Genomic DNA, 17397 nt, shown 5'->3' on the forward strand with positions numbered 1-17397 from the left:
AGAGACTTGTCACGCAAGTACGGGAAATACGTTCTCCCCGACATTACCCGCCCGAAGTTCGGGGTCGCGGACCCATTTTTGGAACAACCTCGGGGCCATAATGTCGGGGCCAAAGCCTGTACCCCACAAAACGGAGAATGTCACCACGCATAAACCTTTGGACGCTCTCGGAACTGTTGGCACGTGCCATCTGTAACTGTTGGTAGAAGGCTCAGCCATTCCCAGTGGCGCTCCTGTATACGAAAACCGGGAACGCTAGTTGCTAAACACCAAACCCCCAACGCACACAGCATTGGGGGTTGACTGTTTAACGGGCTACACGCAGCAGCCGATCCATTCGGAGAATTTCTTGCCCGAGATGCGCTCGTAGGCTTCGATGTAGCGTTCGCGGGTTGCTTCCACAACGGAGCCTGGGAGTGGTGGTGGCGGGGTCTGGGAAGCCTTGTTCCAACCGGACTTCGGTCCGGTGAGCCAGTTGCGGACGTACTGCTTGTCGAAGGATGGTTGGACTCGCCCCTCGACGTAGTCGTCGGCTGGCCAGTAGCGGGAGGAATCGGGGGTGAGGACTTCGTCGGCGAGGACAAGGTTGCCGTCGGAGTCAAGGCCGAACTCGAATTTGGTATCGGCGAGGATGATGCCCTTCTCCAGCGCCATTTCTGCGGCCTGGGTGTAGATCTTCAAGGTGGCGTCGCGAAGCTCTTCAGCGCGCGCCTGCCCGAGCTTTTCGACGACCTGTTCAAAACTTACGTTTTCATCATGGTCACCGAGGTCTGCCTTCGTGGCAGGGGTGAAGATTGGCTCCGGGAGTTTGGAGGATTCGCGCAGGCCTTCTGGCAGTTCGATACCGCAGACGGTGCCGTTCTCCTTGTATTCGGCGAGGCCGGAACCGGTGAGGTAACCGCGTGCCACGCATTCGAATGGCAGCATTTCCAGCTTCTTGCACACCAGTGCTCGGCCGAGGACCTCCTCAGGGATCCGTGGATCATCGATGGGGCCGGCCAGTTGGTTAGGGAAATCAATGTTTTCAAAGAAGTGGACCGACATTGCGGTGAGCACACGGCCCTTGTCCGGGATTTCGGTGTCAAGGATGTAGTCGTATGCCGAAATTCGGTCGGAGACCACCATCAGAAGGGTCTCATCATCGATCTCGTAGATTTCGCGTACTTTACCTGCGGACAGGTGATTGTACGAAGAAAGTTCAGGACGCATAACAGGGTAGTGTAGCCCTGCCCTTGCCGAAATGCCATGTCGAGCGTCGGCAAGGGCAGCAAAATTTTTACAGGATCTCCCCCGGCTGGTACTTCGCGGCCTCCGGGTAGCGGGACACCACGTCGTTCACGCGGGCGAGGACGCGGCTCACCTGAGTTTCCGCCGCGCCGATGAAGGCATGGCGATCAGCCAGCGCTGCCTGCAGATCTTCCGCGGACAAGGTCATGCGCTCGTCGGCAGCAAGTCGCTCGATGAGGTCCTGGGAGCCACCGTTCTCACGCATGTTCAGCGCCACGGCGACAGCGTTTTCCTTAATCACTTCGTGAGCAGTTTCACGTCCCATGCCAGAGCGCACCGCCGCCATGAGGATGCGGGTGGTGGCCAGGAACGGCAGGTAGCGCTCCAGTTCGCGGTCGATCATCGCTGGGAACGCACCGAATTCATCCAGAACGGTAAGGAAAGTTTCGAACATGCCATCCAGCGCGAAGAATGCGTCCGGCAGCGCGACACGACGCACCACCGAGCAGAACACGTCGCCTTCGTTCCACTGCTGGCCAGACAAATCCGCCACCATGGTGAGGTAGCCGCGCAGAATAACCTGCATACCACCCACGCGTTCACAGGAGCGTGCGTTCATCTTGTGTGGCATTGCAGAAGAGCCAACCTGGCCTTCCTTGAAGCCTTCCGTGACAGTCTCGTTGCCTGCCATCAGGCGGATGGTGTGGGCCAGGGAGGATGGGCCTGCGCCGAGCTGCACCAGAGCGGACACCGCATCGAAGTCGAGGGAACGTGGGTACACCTGCCCCACGGAGTCGAACACGCGGTGGAAGCCAAGGTGATCCGCAATGCGGGTCTCCAAGGAGGCAAGCTTGGTTTCGTTGCCACCCATGAGGTCGAGCATGTCCTGTGCGGTGCCCATTGGGCCCTTGATGCCGCGCAATGGGTAGCGGTCAATCAGGGACTCGGTGCGCTCAATGGCGATGAGCAGCTCGTCGGCTGCGGAAGCGAAGCGCTTACCCAGCGTTGTTGCCTGCGCTGCTACGTTATGAGAGCGGCCGGCCATCACCAGAGACTGGTACATGGCGGCACGCTCACCGATACGAGCAAGCACAGCCACGGCCTTGCCAAGAATGATCTCCAGGGAGCGGTGAATCTGGAGCTGCTCCACATTTTCCGTAAGATCGCGGCTGGTCATGCCCTTGTGAATGTGCTCGAAACCAGCCAGGTCATTGAACTCTTCAATGCGTGCCTTCACATCGTGGCGCGTGATCTTCTCGCGCTCAGCGATGGATGCCACATCCACCTGATCTTTTACCGCCTCATAGGCAGCAATGGCCTCGGCGGGAATATCCACACCGAGGTCTTTCTGTGCCTTCATGACCGCGATCCAAAGCTCGCGCTCCATCACGATCTTCGTTTCAGCGCTCCACAAATTAGAAAGGTCAGCGGACGCATACCGATTGGACAGGACGTTGGAAATCTTCTTCTTTTCAGCCACGTCCCCATTATTCCACGTCTGAACTACCTCTCAGAAAACTCATCCAAGGCCTGAGCGGTGCCCGCAACAATCACCAAGTCTCCGGACTGAATACGATAGTCGGGTTGTGGCGTCGAAAAGCGGCCCCCTGCAGGCCTAATCGCCACCACCGTAATCCCCTGTGGAAAGTCCTTGACAGTTTTACCGTGCAGGGAAATTGGCGGCGCCAGTTTAGCCAGCGCAAAATCGGACTCAAACTCCACATAATCCTGCAGATGCCCCGCGATCAGGTGCGCCACCCGGCGGCCGGTGTCTCGTTCCGGTCGCACCACGTGGTGCACACCAATTTGGGTCAGAATCTTGGCATGCTGGTCATTGTCGGCCTTGGCCCACACGTTTTTCACGCCCAAATCCATCACCGCGGACGCCGTCAACAAGGAAGCACCCATGTCCGAGCCGATGCCGATGACCACGCGCTCCGCATCGTCCACACCCAGCTGCCGCAGCGCTTCCGCAGACGTCGTCTCTGAAATCACAGCATGAGTGATTAGGGAGGAAGCCTTGGTCACCGTAGCCTCGTCCCGGTCAATACCAAGCACCTCCACACCAGCGTTGACCAGCTCTTCGCCGAGAGCCAGACCAAAGCGTCCAAGGCCAATGATGATCACAGGCGGGGTCTTGTGAGAAGAAAACAACTTAACCAATGAACGGCCTTTCTACTGGGTAGCGGTACAACCGCTTGCTTTGCCGCGCAGCAAGCGCCGCAACGACGGTAATCGGCCCAACTCGGCCGGCGTACATCAGCACCACCAACCACAACTGGGCAAACTCCGGCAGGTCAGGAGTAATGCCCGTCGTCAGCCCCACCGTAGCAAACGCACTGATTGTTTCGAAGACGATCTGGTGCGAACTGAACTGTGGCATCAACACCTGCAGCGTCAAGATGGACACCAGCAGCACCAAGGTAGCCATCATGAACACAGCCATCGCCTGACGGACAATGCGGTTAGGCACCCGACGCCCAGAGACAAACACCTGCTCATCGCCACGAATCTCGGCGACCAACACTGCCACCAGCACTGCCGTCGTGGTCACCTTCACGCCACCAGCAGTTCCGCCAGAACCGCCACCGATAACCATCAACAAGTCAGTCATAAGCAACGTGGAATCATGCAAGTGCGACAGATCAAAAGCATTGAAACCCGCGGTCCGGGTGGAGACGCTATGGAAAAACGCAGCCTGCACCGCATTCCAAGTACTTAAGTGAGCAAGCGCCCCATTCCATTCAAAAACTGCCGTGCCCAGGGCACCGACCACCAGCAGCACCGCCGTCCCCCACAGGGTAAAACGCAAGGTCAACGACACGGGCAGTCTGTTCGGATGGTGGACCCGCTGTCGAATCTCGAGCAGCACCGGGAACCCCAAACCGCCGATGATGACGCCACAGGCGATAGGCAAAATAATCAGGGAGTCGCCCACATAAGGCACCAGGTTGGTACTTGCCAGCCCAAAGCCGGCATTATTAAAAGCCGACACCGCGTGGAAGACGCCCTCCCATACGCTGGCCCCAACTCCTAGGTCATAGTGCTCATGGAATCGCAGCACCAAAATCGTAGCCACGATTAATTCCATAAAGAAGGAAAACCCCAGGGTGCCAAGGATGATGGCTTTCACCTCACCCAATTCCCGGCCCCGCATCTCCGCGGTGGCATTCAGCCTGCCCTTCACCCCCAGGCGACCAGCCAGCAAATAGCTGGCGACCGTGGCCAAGGTCATGATGCCCAGGCCACCTATCTGAATGAGGATGAGGATGACAGCTTGCCCAAAATGCGACCAGTACGTAGCGGTATCGACCACGGTCAAACCGGTCAGGCACACCGCAGACGTCGCAGTGAACAGCGCAGTTACCGGTTCGGGGCTCTGCGGGCCGCTCCTAGAAATGGGGAGCAGTAACAACGCTGTTCCGAGCAAGATCAGCACTAAAAAACTCACGGATACCAGCTGGGCTGGGCTAAAACCGCGGCGTGGATGTGAAGAGATCACGGGAGATACTGTAGACCTCTTCACCCCAGTTTCGCACCATTTTTATAAGGAGATCCGGCCTTCTACCGCGGGGAGGGCAATGTCGGAGCGGTAGTGGGAACCGTCCAACTCGATATCTTTAATCACTGCGTATGCGGCGTTCCGGGCGTCGGCAAGCGTGCTGCCAGTGCCGATAACGTTGAGCACGCGCCCACCAGCGGAAACCAGCTCGCCGTTGCGCAGAGCGGTGCCGGCGTGCAGCACCTGCTCAGAGTCGGCGTTGCGGATCACATCGCCGGTGCGTGGGCTCTCCGGGTAACCATTGGCCGCGAGCACCACGGTGAGCGCGTAGCCGTCCTCCCATTCCAGCGGAGGCTGCTCCGCCAGAGTGCCGGTAGCCACCGAGTTCAGCAGCACACCCAGCGGTGTCTTCAGCAGTGCGAGCACAGCCTGGGTTTCAGGATCACCGAAGCGGCAGTTGAACTCGACCACGGCGATGCCCTCGCGCCCCCATGCCAAGCCTGCGTAGAGCAGACCAGAATACGGAGTGCCCCGCTTGACCATCTGACGTGCCACAGGGACGCACACCTCGTCCACGATCCGCTGCACACCATCCTCCGGCAGCCACGGCAGCGGGGTGTAGGCACCCATGCCACCAGTGTTGGGGCCTTGGTCGTTGTCGCGAACGCGCTTGTGATCCTGGGCGGGCAGCAGCGGAACCACAGTCTCGCCGTCGACCAGACAGAACAAAGACACTTCCGGGCCATCGAGGTAAGACTCCAGGAGCACCGGGTTACCTGCCTGGTGCACGGCTTCCACATGTGCACGGGCAGCGACGCGATCCTCAGTGACCACCACTCCCTTGCCACCAGCAAGACCGTCATCCTTGACCACCCAGATTGGACCAAAGCGATCGAGTGTCTCATCAATGTTGTCCGCGCCCGGTTCCAGGGTTTCTGCGTGCGCCGTCTTCACTCCAGCCTCGGCCATGACGTCCTTGGCAAACTTCTTGGAGCCTTCGATCTGGGCGGCTTCCTTGGAAGGGCCGAACACCGCGATTCCGGCTTCACGCAGCGCATCCGCTACGCCCGCTACCAGCGGAATCTCCGGGCCGACCACCACCAGGTCTACGCCCAGCTTCGTTGCCAGTTGAGCCATTTCCGCTGGGGAATCCACCTTCCCCTCGTGCAGGGTAGCAAGCGATGCCATTCCTGCGTTACCAGGAACAACGTGCAGCTCAGAAACAGCAGGGTCCTTGGAGAGGCCAAGCAAAAGGGCGTGTTCACGGGCGCCCGAACCGATTACCAGAATGCGCATGTTCTTTAGTTTACGTGACCCATCTTTAGTAAGACGCAGCTACGCTAGAGAGCATGAGTAGCGTATTCACCAAAATCATTAACGGCGAACTGCCCGGACGTTTCGTGTACCGCGATGACAAGGTCGTCGCATTCCTTACTATTGAGCCGCTTGCCTACGGCCACACCCTGGTGGTGCCTATCGAAGAGGTCGATAAGTGGACCGACCTGTCCCCTGAGCTATGGGCGCACCTGAATAAGGTGGCGCAGCAGGTGGGCCAGGCGATTATCACTGCGTTCGGTTCTCAGCGGGCGGGCTACATCATCGCGGGCTTCGACGTTCCGCACACCCACATCCACGTGTTCCCCACTAACGCCATGAGCGATTATGACTTCCGCAACGCGATGGCAATGGATGCCACGGACCCCGAAAAGATGGACGATGCCGCCGAGAAAATCAAGGCTGCTCTGGCTTCCGCGTAGGGGCACTCTCCCTGCTCCCATTGATTCGGACGAACCACCTGTTGTGGTCCTCCACGGCACGCTCAGTTCACCCGGTAATTTTCAAAAGCTCGCCGAAGAGTTGCAGGCCGGTGGGCGCCCAGTCATCGGACTGGAGTACGGGCAGCGCGGGACGGCTGACCTGGATGTCTGCACTGACGAGGTGGTGGACTTCCTGTCGCAGTTTCCGCTTGTCGACGTCATTGGCCATTCCCTCGGCGGCCTCATCGGATTGCGCGCCACCCAGCAGCTAGACAATATCCGGGTGCTCATGGGCCTTGGCGCCGCCTACCGTGGTGTCCCCCGCACACTAACTGGGCGGGTGGTGGGCTGGTTCGGTGGCCCAGCTTTCCTGCAGCTCCAACGCGGTTTTGAGGCGGAGGTTCCGACGGGCGTGGAGGTGGTGTCGGTGTTGTCCACCGCGGACACCGTTGTACCGCGCTACTCCAGCGTGCTGGGAGAGGTCATTGAAATAGCTGGAGTCCACCACGCCCACCTGCCGAATCGAACAGAGGTCATCATCCCGGCCTTGGAGGCTGCGATTCTTCGCAGCGACCGGTGATGCCTTAGCTCAACTTGGGTAGGCGCACCGTGAAGGTGGTTCCCACTCCCAATTCGGATTCGACGCTGACGGTACCTCTGTGCGCCTGCACGATGGACTTCACGATCGCAAGGCCCAGGCCCGAACCACCTGTGGCACGGGAGCGAGAAGCATCCGAACGGTAAAAGCGTTCGAAGACATGCTCGGCGTCGTGCTGGCTCATTCCCACTCCGTTGTCGGAGACATTAACCAGGACTGAATCGTCCGTGTCCGTGATTTCCACTTCCACGCTTGCCTCTGGGCCGCCGTGTACGAGAGCGTTGTTCACCAAGTTTGAGAACACGCGGTGCAGTTTCTGCGGATCCGCATTGACCAGTGGCACGTTATTGGCATGATTAAAGACCGCAATTTTCCGGTTCGGGTGTGCCACCCGCAGCGAGGACGCAACTGTGACAACCAAGTCAAATGCGTCGACTTGCTGAAATTCGGTCGGGCTGCCCTCGGCTCGGGTGAGGGAAAGCAGATCCTCCACCAGGTAGTTCATCCGACCAGCTTCATCAGCAATCTTGGCAAGCACCTTATCGGCATCGGGCATGGCACCCGAACGATAGAGCTCTGTGTAGCCACGCAGCGACGTCAGCGGGGTGCGCAATTCATGGGAGGCATCCCCCACAAAGCGGCGCATCTGTTCCTCCTGGGCATGCGCCTCTTCCACAGAGTTTTGCAGCCTGCTTAGCATCTTGTTGAGCGCAAATGACAGCTGCCCCACTTCGGTGGAGGTAGAAATGTTGGGAACGCGGCGGTCAAGATCGCCCGCGGCGATGGCCACGGCGGTCTGCTCAACGTCACGCAATGGCCTTAACGACGCCCGAACCACAAAATACGCGATCAACGCAAGCACCACGAGGACCATTAACCCGAAGGTCATTTGAGTGAAAATCAGCTGCTCAATGATGCGATCCTCACGACCAAGGTTCAATGCAACAACCGTGGATACGCCATCAGTGTAGGTTGCGACAACTCGCCACCGCGTCGGCCCGGCCTCCTCAGAAACTGGGCCCACCGTGACGGGGTCGGAATCGAGCTGAATTGAGCTTAGATCCGGGGCACTCTCGGAATCGTTGAGGATGATTCGGGAGCCATCGGAGTAGATTTTCTGGACGTAGAAGTCGCTTGGTGGGCGCGCACTGGATGGGTCGGGGCGTAGAAAGTCGTTACGCGCAGCCCACCCTTGTGATGCCTTGAGCAGGTCCTGGTCTACTCGGCTGACCGTGAAATCGCGCATGATTGAAGTCACGACCACGGCGCTGGCGCTGAGGCCACAACCGGAGATCACCACCACGATAAGCACGAGCCACGTGCGCAGCGGAATGTTGCGGGACAGTGGAGTCATCGAATCGCTGATTAGGATGCCTGGCGTGGCCTGCGCAACACGTATCCCACACCCCGCACGGTCTGGATCAGTGGGGTGTCTCCAGTGTCAATCTTGCGACGCAGGTAGGAGATATAGGATTCCACCACATTTCCGTCACCGCCGAAGTCGTAGTGCCACACATTATCCAGAATCTTCGCCTTGGACAGCACAACTTCAGCGTTGAGCATCAGGTAGCGCAGCAGGTTGAACTCGGTGGGCGACAGTTCGACGATTTCCCCGGCCTTGGTCACCTCGTGTGTGTCATCGTTGAGGACAAGGTCCGCGTAAGAAAGGACGGAGCTGGTCTCGTCCTCATCTCCGACGACAGCGCCCCGGCGCAGGATCACGCGCAGACGAGTGATGACTTCTTCCAGGGAAAATGGCTTGGTCACGTAGTCATCGGCGCCGATGGTGAGGCCGTGGATGCGGTTTTCCACCGCGTCCTTCGCGGTCAGGTACAGGACCGGCCCGTCGAAGCCCTCGGCACGCAGCTTGGAGAGCAGCTCAAAGCCGTCGATACCTGGCAGCATCACGTCTAGGATGAATGCTTCCGGCTGAAATTCCCGAGCAACGCGCAGCGCGTCAGTTCCGGTCGATGCTGAAGCGACGTCGAAGCCCTGGAATTTCAGGCTGACGGTCAGCAACTCGACAATGTTTGGCTCGTCGTCAACGACAAGCACTTTTACACTCTGCTCACTCATGAGATTCTTCTTTCGCTAGGAGGCGCTGTGAGTTCCAGTAAAGGGCATTGCCCTACCGCCACTCTGCACGTTAACTGAACGTTCCCTGTGAGCCTAGAGTTTCGTGATTAACGCCACTGAACTGCGGAAAGGTCGATGCCTTCGAGTTCTGCTTGCTTCTCGACGAGGCTGAGCAAGTACTCCTGGCGCCCCGCGTAAGCTTCATGGAAGCGTTCGTCAGCGATGTACATCCGCGCCAAACACACTTGCTTCTCGCGCGAGCAGTCGTACCACTGCTCGATCTGGGCGCGGTGCCGTTCCACCAACTCCAGGGCTTCGGCGGAGCCGGGGACTACGCCTCGCTGTTCGGCGTCGGCAAGCGCGGTGGCAAAGTCCGCCATATCGACCGCCTTGCCGCGCTTTTGTGCCTGCTCCCACTCGGGCGTATCACCCCAGCGCTCTTCCGCCTCCTCGGCATAGTCCTGCCATTTTGTGCCCATATTTTCCAGCTTTTCCGCCATGGTCATGTTCCTTTCCAACATTGCAGTGACCGCATCGTTCATCTGATGCAGGCGAGCGAGTTGCTGCTGTAGGTGCTGTTGTTGTCGTCGCAGTCGCTCGGTGGTGGAGGCACCCTCGTGGATGATCGCGGCGATGTCCTTGAGTGGCATTCCGGTTTCGCGGTACACCAAAATTTCCAAGGCCATGTCCAGATCATCCCCGGTGTAGAGCCGGTAATCGCCCCAGCTTCGGTAGCTGGGTTGCAGCAGGCCGATCTCGTCCCAGTGTCGTAACGTGCGGGCAGAGATACCGAGCAGCTTCGCGACTTGCCCTACAGTCAGTTCGCTCACAACAACCACCTTTCACCTTCACGCTACGGCAAGGTCAAGCGCGCGCTTTTCCCCCGGTAGGGATAGAGTTTCTTAACATGCACTCGGCAACGGATAAAAAGTCGGTTCTCGCGTGGGCCGCATGGGACTGGGGTTCCGCAGCGTTCAATGCGGTGCTCGTGACCTTCGTATTCTCCGTCTATCTCACGGACTCCGTGGGCAAGCACGTGGACAACCCCACCGGAAAGCTCAGCTTCGCACTCGGTGCGGCCGGCGTCGCCATCGCCCTGCTCGCGCCCGTCCAAGGCAGGCTTTCCGACGTCCGGGGCACCCGTCGCCGCAGCGTCCGGATCTGGACCTTCGTCACGTTCTTCCTCATGCTTGCGCTCTTCCTGGTCCGCAACGACGACGCCTCCTACTTCTGGCTCGGCATCACCATCATGGCCATTGCTTCCGTGACCTTCCAATTCGCGGAGGTCCCTTACTTCGCCATGCTCCGCCAAGTCTCCACCCCAGAAACCGTCGGCCGGGTGTCCGGCTTTGGCTGGGCAGCAGGATACTTCGGAGGCATCGTCCTGCTACTCACCTGCTACCTCGGATTCATTGCGGGTGACGGCCCCAACCGTGGCCTCCTCGGGCTCCCTATCGACTCCGGCTTCAACATCCGCATGGTCGCAGCCCTAGCCGCCGCGTGGTTCTTGATCTTCGGACTGCCGGTGATGTTCCGAGTACCCGAGATCGCACCGGATCCCGCTGCTCAAACCACCGGTTTCGTGGCCTCATATAAGCAGCTGATCAGGGAAATCATCGAACTGTGGCGCACCGACCGCAATGCGGTGTGGTTCCTCCTCGCGGCCGCTGTTTTCCGCGATGGGCTCGCCGGGGTCTTCACATTCGGCGCCATCCTCGCCGTCAAGGTATACGGCATCAGCGAAGGCGATGTCCTCCTCTTCGGAGTCGCAGCTAACGTCGTCAGCGCGCTTGGCGCTGTGGCGGCTGGTTACCTTGATGACTGGATCGGCCCCAAACCCGTCATCATCGTGTCATTGATTTGCATGGTGGTTGACGTTGCCGTTCTCTACATCGTGTCCGGACCAATAAACTTCTGGGTCTTCGGGCTCATCCTCTGCCTTTTCGTCGGCCCCGCACAATCCGCCGCCCGTACCTTCCTCTCCAGGCTCTCCCCCACCGGGCGCGAAGGACAAATGTTCGGTCTCTACGCCACCACCGGTCGCGCCGTCAGCTGGCTAGCTCCAGTGGCCTTCGGCGTTTTTGTTTCCCTATTCGGATCGGACCGTGCCGGCATCATCGGCATCGGACTCATCCTAATGCTCGGGCTGCTCATGGTCAGCGCAGTGAAGGCACCTCGGTAGCAGAGACCACTGGGAAGCGAAATTTAGCGTACGGATGGGATTTTTTAAGCTTGAAAGATCCCATCCGTACGCTTGATTTCCGCGTATCTAGTTACTAGACATCACGGGAGATCAGCTCATCCAGACCCAGTGGGTGGATCAGGTATGGGGCGATCTCAAGGACGGTGCGGGCACCGGTTTCCCCAGCCTGAGCGAGGCGGTGTGCTGCGCGGCCGTAGGCGACCATGACACCTGCGGTGAAGTCTGGGTTGCGGTCCAGCTTCAGGGTGTATTCGATGAGGTGGTTAGTCTCGCCGATCTTGCCGGCGGTGACGACGTGTCCGCCGTGTGGCATGCCGGTGTGTTCTGCATCGAATTCAGCTTCGGAGATGAAGTGAACTTCGACTTCGTAGCCGACGAAGTAGTCCGGCATGGTGCGGATCGTGTTTTCGATGTCCTCCTGGGAGGCGCCTTCTTCGGTGACGATCCAGCATTGGCGCAGGTGAGCGTTCTTGCCGGTGATGTCTTGGCCTTCGCCACGGCGTGCCTTATCCAGGGCATCTTCTGCAGGGATGGTGTACTGGACAGCCTTCTTCACGCCGTCGATGCGGCGCAGCGCATCGGAGTGGCCCTGGGAAAGACCCGGCCCCCAGAAGGTGTGCTGTTCGTATTCCGGGACAACCGCGGAAGCGTAAGTGCGGTTGAGGGAGAACATTCCTGGATCCCAGCCGGTGGAGATGACGGCGACGTGGCCAGATTCCTTGGCCGCGGCATCCATCTCTGCGCGGTGGCGGGGGATTTCGTTGTGGTTGTCGTAGGTGTCGACGGTGTTGTAGAGCTTAGCCAAGCTAGCGGCTTGCTCTGGGATGTCGGTGGCAGAACCGAGGCACATGTAGAGGACGTCGATGTCATCGACGTGCTTTTCTACGTCTGCCACTGGGATTACTCGGGCTTCGGTGTCGAGCTTATCGCGGCGAGAGAACACGCCGACGAGATCGATGTCGGGCTGCGCGGCGATGACTTTTTCCACGCTCTTGCCCAGGTTTCCGTAGCCAATGATTGCGGCACGAATGTTGCTCATGTGTGTTCCTTTCCACGTGAGAGCTGTGCATTTAGAGTTTTTATCCTACCGGCGTTGAGATTCAGCAGGCTGTTTTATTCATACGAACTAGGGTCGGGGGACGTTGCGGATATTGGAGGTCGCAAGATCAAACATTCTGCCTACCCCACCTTCAAGGATGGTTCGGCTGGCAGCTTTGGAGAATCCGAGGATCTGCGCGGCCGTGATGTTTGGTGGGATGGACAGTGCGTTCGGGTCCGTGACGACGTCGACGAGCACCGGGCCGTCGTGAAGCAGCGCCTGCTCAAGGGTGCTGCGCAGCTCGTCTGGTTCGGTGACTCGGAAGGATGTTATGCCGGCGGCCTGCGCGATCGCGGCGTAGTCGACGGCGCTGTGATCCGTTTCGAACTCCGGGTAGCCCTGCACGAGCATCTCCAATTTCACCATGCCGAGCGAGGAGTTGTTGAACGTAATGATTTTGACGGGAAGTTGATGCAGCGCGATGGTGAGCAGCTCGCCGAGGAGCATGCTCAGCCCACCGTCGCCCGACAGTGAGATCACTTGCCGAGTTCGATCCGCAGCCGACGCACCGATCGCATGCGGGAGCGCATTAGCCATGGTGCCATGCCGGAAAGAGCCAATGAGCTCGCGCTTGCCGGAAAAGTTGTTGATGTAGCGCGCCGCCCAAACGTTGCACATGCCGGTGTCCACGGTGAAGACCGCGTCATCAGCGGCAAGCTGATCCAGTAGATCGGCAACAAGCTCGGGGTGGATTGGGGTGTGGGTTTGGGTTTTGGAGGTGTAGGCTTCGACCACCTTTTCCAGTTTGCGATGGTGCTCGTGCAGCATGCGGTCGAGGAATTTCCGGGAGGTTTTTTCCGCCACGTGGGGCAAGATATTCTCGATTGTCGCTGCCACATCACCCACAACAGGGATCTTCACGGTAGTTCGCCGACCGATTGCGGCGGGGTTGATGTCCACCTGCGCCACATTGCTTGTGGGGAGGAATTCCGAGTATGGAAAATCTGTGCCGAGCATGATGAGCAGGTCAGCGCCGTTAATAGCGTCGTGGCAGGCACCGTAGCCGAGCAGGCCAGACATGCCGACATCAAACGGATTGTCGTGCTGGATGTACATCTTCCCGCCGAGCGCGTGCCCAATGGGGGCTTTCAGCTTTTCGGCGAGCTGCAGCACCTCCTCGCGGGCGTCGCGGCACCCCGCGCCACAAAATAGGGTGACGGTGTCGGCGGAGTTGATGGCGTCGACAAGCGCGGCGGCCTGCGTTGGGTGCGGATAGCTCACCGGCTTTTCGACGGCAATAGTTGAGGCCAAAAACGTCTCATCGGTGGCCTCTTGCATGGAGATGTCGCCGGGCAGGACCAGGACGGACACCCCGCCACCGCCCATGGTGGATTGCACCGCGTGGTGCAGAATGCGGGCTCCTTGCTCGGGCGAGTTCACCATCTCGCAGTAGCCCGAACATTCGGCAAAAACCTGCTCCGGATGGGTTTCCTGGAAGAACTGGGAGCCGATCTGCGGGCTGGGGATGTGGCTGGCGAGGGCAAGCACCTTCGCGCCATTGCGGTGGGAATCGTAGAGCCCCTGGATCAGGTGGGTATTTCCTGGCCCACAGGAGGCGGCACACACTGCGAGTTTGCCGGTGACCAAAGATTCTGCCCCGGCAGCGAAGGCTGCGGCTTCCTCGTTCCGGACATGGACCCATTCGATACTGGAATCTCGAACCGCATCTGAGATCGGATTGAGGCTGTCACCTACCAGGCCGAAGATGCGTTGAACGCCGTAGCTCTCCAGGGCTTTGACGATCTGTGCGGCGAATGTTGTAGCCATCGTTTCGTACCTTCCTGTTATCGGCTGTCTCTGCCGTCCAGTGTGGTACCATGTTGTTGATATCGCCACCTTCGCAGCTAAAGCGCGAGGAGCCACAACGTAAGATCAAGATCCTGTTCCCACTTCCGCCCCACGGCCGGCAGCAGCCCTACCTGCTCAAATCCGAACTTGGTGTGCAGCGCGATGGAAGGCTCATTCTGTGAATCAATAGCCGCGACCATCTTCCGAAAACCCCTTGCACGAGCTTCAGCGATCACCGTCCGCAGCAACTCGGACCCAATCCCCCGCCCGACAGCCTTGGGATCGAGGAAAATCGAATCCTCCGCGGTGTAGCGGAACCCCGAATTTTCCTGCCACTGGGCAAACCCGGCAAACCCGAGGATCTCCCCACCTTCAACCGCCACGAAGGCAACGTGGGTGTCCAGCCATTCCTCACGCTGCGATACAGAAACAGGCTCTGTCCACCACGACGCTGTGGAGGTCTCAATCGTGTGATTGAAGATCCTCGCTAGTTCAGCGGCGTCAGTGTCCAGAGCCTGCCTAATCTCCATGAGCTGGAGACGAGACTTGAACTCGCAACCTACGCTTTCCTCAATTACAGTTTGAGTGTTCCCATTGCGTTTCACGGTTCCCACAAAATCGCCCCTACCAGCAGGGTCATGTTTCATCATTTTCACCAATTCTCATGTTTCCCAGCATTAAATGGACACTAAATGGACACTAGGTGTCCATAAAATCGTTTAGCTGAACGCGTCGGCATAATCGGGTTGAACCTCCGGGACAGCAAGGTACGCCTGCTGAGTGACCAACGTGTTTGAGTGGCCGAGGTAGCGACTCGCAGCCAATAGACCGTACTTCGCTTCGATACGTGTTGACACCGTTTTCCGGTAGTCGTGTGGCTTAATTTTCAGCTCCCCACGCGCGTCACGTAGTCGTGTCTCGAAATTCTGGACAGTCCAAAACTTGCCGGTGCTCGTAGGGAAAACGATGTCACCCATTACGTCGTGATACGGCTTCTTTGCCTGTCTCTTTAGCGCTTCCACCGCAACAGGGGCTACCGGGATACGACGACGGGACAATGCAGTTTTCGGGTAGTCCTGCCTGCCGCCCTTATCGTCGGTTGTGCCATAGACCGAAATAATCCCATTCTCTAGGTCTACGTCCTGCCACCGTAGCCCCAGGGCTTCCCCGATTCGTAAACCGCTTCCACGCAGCAGGTCAAGGACTTCTACCAGCAACTCACCGCGTGGAGGGCCGAACCTGTTGCCCCCTACCCACTCCTTGACCACGGCTCGCATTTCGTCCATTTCCGCGTCGGTTAGCGCGTTGACTTCTTTCTTCTTCCGCTTCGGTAGTTTCGTGTCCCGGACGGGGTTTGTGTTCATTGCCCCGAGTCTGACAGCTTCACCGATTGCGTTTCCGAGGACAGCGCGGGCGGTTTTCGCTGTACCAGCTGGCAGACTGTTTAGGAACGCCTGGAGCCTGGCGGTAGTGACTTCACGTAGGCGTAGAGCGCCGATCTTTGGTTTAATGTGCAGCCGAACTACTTTCGCGTAGGTGGCGATTGATTTAGGGGCGAGGTCGCGGGGGCTGTTTTCCCAGAACTCAATAAGTTCGGCAAGTGTGCTGTTGGTATGTACGTCAAGGGTTTCACCTGCCTTTAGTATCTCGATGATCTTTGTCTTGAGGTTGTTTTCCGCGTCGTTTTCAGATTTGCCGGTAGCACGGACTTTTTTGTATTGGCCGTTTTCGAGCCGGAGCCGGGTTGCTGCTACTACCTTGCCGTTCGGTTGTGGTGTGCATTTGATCGTGCCGTAGGTGCCTAATGGCTGTACTGGCCTACCTTTCGCCATTGGGTAGCCCTTGCCTTAATTGGTGGATTGCCCACGGCTCATTGACGACACCGCCAAGGTTCCGCACTTTGTCCGCTAGTTCGTCGTAGACAGCGAGGGAGTCCCTGGCGTAACTTTCCGTCATTTCAAAGCTCTCATCTTCGTGCTGCATGGTGAACGAATCAGCGAACGCCGTTAGGTTTTTGATCGCTGCTGTTAGCTGGCTAGATACGTCTACGCGGGGAGCTTTTGCCCCGTAACTGAAAGCGTTGTAATCAGCTCCGGCCACAAACCATTGTTGGGCTGAGTAGGCGGTCAATTCGGCGCGTGGTGTGACGGCGTGCCCGGCGTTGTTTCGCCCTGGGTAGATCAGGTCAGCGGGTGACACTTCTAGCGCTGCTGCTAGTGCGACGATTTCCGCGAGGTCTACTTTGCCGCTTCGTAGGTTGTTTTCGATTCGTGCGATTGAGCTTCGGGTTATTGGGTAGCCGATTTCTTTTGTCCGGTTGGACAGTTCGACGGCAGTTAGCCCGGCACGATTTCGGTACAGTGCTACGGCTTCACCGAATACTTTTGCCCGCTCAATTGCCCATTGCTTTGCTTGCTCGTTTCCGCGTGGGAGTTTTCTCCAGTCGGTATTTTCAGCGTCCACCGTGTTTGACATAGATACATACTAACGCATTTCTTGACACAATCTGCAACTAACGATACTGTTTGGGATAGAAGCACTGAATTGCTTCACAAGTTTCAAATAGGAGCAGAAATGACTATTTCATTACCGGGCACGAAAACACCGCCCGCAATCACACTCATGGACGCGGCGGAAATGCTTGGAATTTCCAGGAGTTCCGCATACCGAGCAATCAAGAACGACACGTTCCCAGTGCCAACAATCCGAATCGGCGGGCGCGTCGTCGTTCCAACTAAGGCATTGCTAGAGCTGCTTGGACTCGATGAACTCCCACAGGAGGCCGCTTAAATGGCGAACTACGCCGATTTTGAGTCCCGCGCGTTGCAGGAGCCACCATGCGCCCCGGCATACGACGACGACGTTCCACCGCCCCACAGCTTGCAGCAGGCACTACGCAACACCGGCACTGATTCAGGAGCCGCCCGCCTACTCGCACAACTAGCAGCACACCCCACCACCGCATAGGAGAACCCGAACATGACCACCGCAACAATCACCTTTGAATCTATCCACGGCACCGTGACTATTCCGCTTGAGGAAGCGACGTTTGAGCAGCTTCTACAGGTGCGTGACAAGTGCAACAGCCTCATGGCCGGGCTTGACCTCGAAGCCCTGGCGATTGCGTAGAAAAAGAGAATCGACCCC

Annotated in this window: 19 protein-coding genes; 6 read left to right on the forward strand and 13 right to left on the reverse strand. The window is 58.4% G+C overall.

What is annotated here, in order from left to right; all coding sequences use genetic code 11:
• Positions 1-315: 315 nt before the first annotated feature.
• The 5 genes from ACZ6ZO_RS09915 to purD all read right to left on the reverse strand — a co-directional run bounded on the left by ACZ6ZO_RS09915 (position 316) and on the right by purD (position 6025).
• Positions 316-1209: a phosphoribosylaminoimidazolesuccinocarboxamide synthase gene (locus tag ACZ6ZO_RS09915; RefSeq protein WP_182385439.1), complete on the reverse strand. Its 894-nt coding sequence runs from the start codon at positions 1207-1209 to the stop codon at positions 316-318.
• Positions 1210-1276: 67 nt separating this feature from the next.
• Positions 1277-2707, reverse strand: a complete 1431-nt coding sequence (gene purB, locus ACZ6ZO_RS09920; RefSeq protein WP_182385438.1) for an adenylosuccinate lyase — start codon at positions 2705-2707, stop codon at positions 1277-1279.
• 23 nt (positions 2708-2730) lie between these two features.
• Positions 2731-3390: a potassium channel family protein gene (locus tag ACZ6ZO_RS09925; protein WP_465292309.1), complete on the reverse strand. Its 660-nt coding sequence runs from the start codon at positions 3388-3390 to the stop codon at positions 2731-2733.
• Positions 3383-4729 carry a TrkH family potassium uptake protein gene (locus tag ACZ6ZO_RS09930; RefSeq protein WP_232843237.1) on the reverse strand — a complete coding sequence of 449 codons (1347 nt, stop codon included), beginning with the start codon at positions 4727-4729 and terminating at the stop codon, positions 3383-3385. The genes ACZ6ZO_RS09925 and ACZ6ZO_RS09930 overlap by 8 nt, the downstream gene beginning before the upstream one ends.
• A gap of 42 nt (positions 4730-4771) precedes the next feature.
• Entirely contained in the window at positions 4772-6025 is a 1254-nt protein-coding gene (gene purD, locus ACZ6ZO_RS09935) for a phosphoribosylamine--glycine ligase (protein WP_465292311.1), read from the reverse strand.
• Between the two features lie 53 nt (positions 6026-6078).
• On the opposite strand from purD, the gene ACZ6ZO_RS09940 reads away from it, so the two are divergent.
• Positions 6079-6486 carry an HIT family protein gene (locus ACZ6ZO_RS09940; RefSeq protein ID WP_182385436.1) on the forward strand — a complete coding sequence of 136 codons (408 nt, stop codon included), beginning with the start codon at positions 6079-6081 and terminating at the stop codon, positions 6484-6486.
• 43 nt (positions 6487-6529) lie between these two features.
• Entirely contained in the window at positions 6530-7066 is a 537-nt protein-coding gene (locus ACZ6ZO_RS09945) for an esterase/lipase family protein (RefSeq protein ID WP_465292314.1), read from the forward strand.
• A gap of 4 nt (positions 7067-7070) precedes the next feature.
• Here ACZ6ZO_RS09945 and ACZ6ZO_RS09950 read toward each other — a convergent pair whose 3' ends face one another.
• The 3 genes from ACZ6ZO_RS09950 to ACZ6ZO_RS09960 all read right to left on the reverse strand — a co-directional run bounded on the left by ACZ6ZO_RS09950 (position 7071) and on the right by ACZ6ZO_RS09960 (position 9990).
• Positions 7071-8438 (reverse strand): sensor histidine kinase, encoded by a 1368-nt coding sequence (locus ACZ6ZO_RS09950; protein ID WP_182385434.1) that lies wholly within the window; start codon positions 8436-8438, stop codon positions 7071-7073.
• 11 nt (positions 8439-8449) lie between these two features.
• Positions 8450-9160 (reverse strand): response regulator transcription factor, encoded by a 711-nt coding sequence (locus ACZ6ZO_RS09955; RefSeq protein WP_465292316.1) that lies wholly within the window; start codon positions 9158-9160, stop codon positions 8450-8452.
• Between the two features lie 107 nt (positions 9161-9267).
• Complete coding sequence (locus ACZ6ZO_RS09960; RefSeq protein WP_465292318.1) at positions 9268-9990, reverse strand: MerR family transcriptional regulator; 723 nt, start codon at positions 9988-9990, stop codon at positions 9268-9270.
• 77 nt (positions 9991-10067) lie between these two features.
• Between ACZ6ZO_RS09960 and ACZ6ZO_RS09965 the strand changes: the two genes are divergently transcribed.
• Positions 10068-11342, forward strand: coding sequence for an MFS transporter (locus ACZ6ZO_RS09965; RefSeq protein ID WP_465292320.1), 1275 nt, complete (start codon positions 10068-10070; stop codon positions 11340-11342).
• A 94-nt stretch (positions 11343-11436) separates the two neighbouring features.
• Here ACZ6ZO_RS09965 and ACZ6ZO_RS09970 read toward each other — a convergent pair whose 3' ends face one another.
• The 5 genes from ACZ6ZO_RS09970 to ACZ6ZO_RS09990 form a co-directional block, all read right to left on the reverse strand.
• On the reverse strand, positions 11437-12402 hold the full coding sequence (locus tag ACZ6ZO_RS09970) for a diaminopimelate dehydrogenase (protein ID WP_465292322.1): 966 nt from the start codon (positions 12400-12402) through the stop codon (positions 11437-11439).
• An 87-nt stretch (positions 12403-12489) separates the two neighbouring features.
• Positions 12490-14229 carry a pyruvate dehydrogenase gene (locus tag ACZ6ZO_RS09975; RefSeq protein ID WP_465292324.1) on the reverse strand — a complete coding sequence of 580 codons (1740 nt, stop codon included), beginning with the start codon at positions 14227-14229 and terminating at the stop codon, positions 12490-12492.
• Positions 14230-14306: 77 nt separating this feature from the next.
• The gene (locus tag ACZ6ZO_RS09980) at positions 14307-14780 is read right to left on the reverse strand and encodes a GNAT family N-acetyltransferase (protein WP_465292326.1); all 474 of its coding nucleotides are present in this window, start codon (positions 14778-14780) and stop codon (positions 14307-14309) included.
• A 189-nt stretch (positions 14781-14969) separates the two neighbouring features.
• Entirely contained in the window at positions 14970-16082 is a 1113-nt protein-coding gene (locus tag ACZ6ZO_RS09985) for a tyrosine-type recombinase/integrase (RefSeq protein ID WP_465292328.1), read from the reverse strand.
• Positions 16069-16725, reverse strand: a complete 657-nt coding sequence (locus tag ACZ6ZO_RS09990) for a helix-turn-helix domain-containing protein (protein ID WP_465292330.1) — start codon at positions 16723-16725, stop codon at positions 16069-16071. The genes ACZ6ZO_RS09985 and ACZ6ZO_RS09990 overlap by 14 nt, the downstream gene beginning before the upstream one ends.
• 99 nt (positions 16726-16824) lie before the next feature.
• Here ACZ6ZO_RS09990 and ACZ6ZO_RS09995 point away from each other — a divergent pair, with 99 nt between their 5' ends.
• The 3 genes from ACZ6ZO_RS09995 to ACZ6ZO_RS10005 are packed head-to-tail and all read left to right on the forward strand — an operon-like array spanning position 16825 to position 17379.
• A complete protein-coding gene (locus ACZ6ZO_RS09995; protein WP_465292332.1) occupies positions 16825-17040 on the forward strand; it encodes a helix-turn-helix transcriptional regulator in 216 nt (71 codons plus the stop codon).
• Complete coding sequence (locus tag ACZ6ZO_RS10000; protein ID WP_465292334.1) at positions 17041-17217, forward strand: hypothetical protein; 177 nt, start codon at positions 17041-17043, stop codon at positions 17215-17217.
• 12 nt (positions 17218-17229) lie between these two features.
• Positions 17230-17379, forward strand: coding sequence for a hypothetical protein (locus ACZ6ZO_RS10005; RefSeq protein ID WP_465292336.1), 150 nt, complete (start codon positions 17230-17232; stop codon positions 17377-17379).
• The last annotated feature ends 18 nt before the right edge of the window (positions 17380-17397 follow it).

This window comes from Corynebacterium sp. NPDC104732 (assembly GCF_055583565.1).